Here is a 3,679-nt window from a genome sequence, read left to right as displayed (position 1 = left end):
CTAAGAAGTCATTATCCATAAGCCAAAAAAGCCTGAGCCAATGCTCAAGCTTTTTTTCTTTAATCAATTTCAAGTCCACCGGTGTACAAGCGGTAATAGGTTCCACGTTCTGCCATCAAGGAAGCATGATTGCCTCGCTCGATGATGCGTCCGTGGTCCATTACCATAATCACATCGGAATTGACAATCGTCGATAGACGGTGGGCGATAACAAAGACAGTCCGACCTTCCATCAAGCGGTCCATCCCTTCTTGCACCATCTTCTCTGTCCGTGAGTCAATCGAAGACGTCGCTTCATCCAGAATCAAGACTGGCGCATTGGCAAGGGCTGCACGGGCAATGGCGATCAATTGTCGTTGACCATTTGATAGACCAGCCCCATCATCCGTCAAGACTGTCTTATAGCCCTGATCCAAGTGCTTGACAAAGGAATCCACATTGGCAATCCGAGCTGCTTCAAGGATTTCTTCCCGTGTTGCATCAGCACGACCGTAAGCGATGTTTTCCGCAATCGTACCAGTGAATAAGTGGGTATCTTGAAGAACGATTCCGAGGGAACGACGAAGAGAATCTTTCTCAATTAATTTAATATCGATCCCATCATAGGTGATCATTCCTGACTGGATATCATAGAACCGGTTGATCAAGTTGGTGATGGTTGTCTTTCCTGCACCAGTCGCTCCGACAAAGGCCACTTTTTGCCCCTTATCCGCGTACAAGTTGATGCCATGAAGGATTTGTTTCTTCCCATCATAAGAGAAATCAACATCATCAAAGACCACATTTCCGACCATCTTGACAAGCTCGTAATCCCCATTTGGACGTGGGTGTTTCCAAGCCCATTTGTTGGTTTTCTGATCAGTTTCGACCATTTCTCCATCGACCAGTTCATAATTGACCAACGTCACTTTTCCTTGGTCGACTTCTTCTTCTTCGTCCAAAAGATCAAAGACACGATCTCCACCAGCCAAGGCCATGAGGACAAAGTTCAATTGTTGAGAGACCTGGGCGATGGGACCTGTGAAGGAACGGTTCAATTGTAAGAAGGCCATGAGACCACCAATGGTTAAACCACCGACGCCGTTTAGCGCAAAGAGCCCACCGATCAAGGCTGTCAGAACAAAGGAAACATTTCCCAAGTTCCCAAGAATTGGCATGAGGACATTGGCATAGCGGTTGGCCTGGTAAGAAGACTCAAAGAGTTGGTCATTGATCCGATCAAAATCTTCAATGCTTTCTCTTTCATGCACAAAGGCCTTAACCACTTTTTGACCAGACATCATTTCTTCAATAAAGCCGTTCTCAATCCCTAAGTTCTTTTGTTGGGCGCCAAAGTAACGACCTGACTTGCCAGAGACATCCTTGATGATAAAGACCATGACGATAACCATGACAAGAACAATTAAGAACAAGAGCGGACTAACCGTCAGCATGGTAATCGTTACCCCAAGGATGGTAATCGCTGAAGATAAGAGTTGAGGAATGGATTGTTCAATCGCTTGGCGAAGAGCATCAATATCATTGGTATAGATAGACATGATGTCCCCGTGTTGGTGGGTATCAAAGTAACGTACCGGCAGTTTTTGCATGCGGGCAAACAACTGATTTCGAAGACTTCTAAGTGAGTCTTGTGAAACAGTCGCCATAATCAAGGTAAAGCCATAGTTAGCAAGTACCCCGATCAAACAGATCAAACCAACCCGTGTCAAGAAGGACAAGAGCGGTCCAAAATCATGGCTATTGCTTGTCAGCATGGGCTCCACATAGACATCGACCAAGGACTGAATCGAAGCTGTTACATTGACCGTCGCAAGAGACGATAGAATGATTAAGATAAAGGAAACAATCAAGGATACCTTGTAGTTTTTCCAAAGGAAGTCGAGCAGGCGAAGGATAGAGCCTAGATTTGCTTTTTTCTTAGTTTTCATCTGCTTCTCCTTTCCCTTGTGTTTGCATCTCGTATACTTCTTGGTAGATGGCATTGGTCGCAAGCAATTCCTCGTGACGACCGATCGCATCGATTTGGCCATCATTCATCACGATGATGCGATCTGCATCTTGAATAGAGGAAATCCGTTGACCAATTATGATTTTGGTAGTCTCTTTCAAGCTGGTTGCCAATCCTTGACGGATCAAACTATCTGTCTTGGTATCGACCGCTGAAGTCGAATCATCCAAGATCAAGATCTTCGGATTCATGAGAAGGGCACGCGCAATACAAAGACGTTGGCGCTGTCCACCGGAGACGTTGGATCCCCCACGCTCAATCATGGTGTCATAACCCTCTTTGAAATCTTGAATAAATTCATCGGCTTGGGCAATCTTACAAGCTGCGATGATCTCTTCATCCGTCGCATCTTTATTTCCCCAGCGCATATTTTCTTTAATCGTACCAGAGAAAAGGACATTGGTCTGAAGAACCATGGCCACTTGCTTACGAAGGGAATCAAGATCGTATTCTTTGACATCGTGGCCTGCTACTGTCACCCGACCAGACTCGACATCATAGAGACGAGGAATCAACTGAACCAAGCTTGATTTCCCTGATCCTGTTCCTCCCAAGATCCCAATAACTTCCCCTGAACGAATGGAAAGATTAATTCCTTGTAAGACATGGGTCTTATCGCCATTTTCATCGGTATAAGCAAAGGTCACATCCTCAAAGTTGATGGATCCATCAGCGACTTCTTTGATCCCGTTTTCTGGAGAGTCAATCGTCGTTTTGGTCGTTAAGACTTCATTGATCCGCTCGACAGAGGCCATGGAAATCGACAACATGACAAAGATCATCATAAACATCATGAGCGACATGAGAATGGTCATGGTGTAGCTAAACATAGAGGTCAAATTCCCAGTAGAGAGTTGACCACCAACGATCAGATGAGCCCCGATCCAAGAGATCAAAAGGAAAGAAGCATACATGGAAAGCATCATAGCTGGGCTACTCAAGACAACGACACGGATAGCCTTCATAAACATGTTATAAATTCGACGAGAAGCCTTCTTGAATTTAACCGTTTCATCTGCTTCCTTAACGTAGGACTTCACCACCCGCATATTGGTGATGTTTTCTTGAATGCTGTTGTTGAGATTATCATAAGCTTCAAATACTTCTGTGAAGAGCGGATACACAATCTTCATGATGATGCTTAAGACAGCTGCCAAAAAGATGGTCACATAGACAAAGATCATGGCCATTTCCGCATTGATCATAAAACAAGCCACAATAGCAAAGATCAAATTAAGAGGTGCCCGTACACAGATCCGGATGACCATTTGATAGGCATTTTGCACATTGGTCACATCCGTCATCATCCGAGTGACTAACCCACCTGATGAGAACTGATCAATATTCTCAAATGAGAAGGTTTGAACCTTTTTGAAAATAGCCCGACGAAGGTTTTTGGCAAAACCAGCCGATGCATAGGCGCCATAACGGGCAGACTGCATCCCACAAAAGAGGGAGAGAAAGGCACAGACCAGCATGAGCCCACCGTAAAACAAAATATTGTTCATGTTTCTTTGTTGAACACCTTGGTCCAAAAGACTCGCCATGACAAAGGGAATCGAAATCTCAAACATGACTTCAAAGACCATGAACAAGGAAGCCAAAAACGAGGGCTTCTTGAATTCTTTGATCTCGGAAATTAAGGATCGAATCATTATTACCTCCAATGTT

Annotated in this window: 2 protein-coding genes; both read right to left on the bottom strand. The window is 44.5% G+C overall.

Translation table 11 applies throughout. The features are described from left to right. Nucleotides 1-59: 59 nt before the first annotated feature. Complete coding sequence (locus SPADD19_RS02260; protein WP_061455093.1) at nt 60-1,928, bottom strand: ABC transporter ATP-binding protein; 1,869 nt, start codon at nt 1,926-1,928, stop codon at nt 60-62. Further along, nucleotides 1,918-3,663 (bottom strand): ABC transporter ATP-binding protein, encoded by a 1,746-nt coding sequence (locus tag SPADD19_RS02255; protein WP_061455092.1) that lies wholly within the window; start codon nt 3,661-3,663, stop codon nt 1,918-1,920. Before SPADD19_RS02255 ends, SPADD19_RS02260 begins: the two co-directional genes overlap by 11 nt. Nucleotides 3,664-3,679 lie beyond the last annotated feature (16 nt).

This window comes from Streptococcus parasanguinis (assembly GCF_001578955.1).
GTDB lineage: Bacteria > Bacillota > Bacilli > Lactobacillales > Streptococcaceae > Streptococcus > Streptococcus parasanguinis_U.
This window is presented reverse-complemented; position numbering and strand designations above follow the sequence as displayed.

Excerpts from the sequence above, each read along its gene's own strand:
- SPADD19_RS02260 (WP_061455093.1), bottom strand. The coding sequence starts at position 1,928 with ATGAAAACTAAGAAAAAAGCAAATCTAGGCTCTATCCTTCGCCTGCTC.
- SPADD19_RS02255 (WP_061455092.1), bottom strand. The coding sequence starts at position 3,663 with ATGATTCGATCCTTAATTTCCGAGATCAAAGAATTCAAGAAGCCCTCG.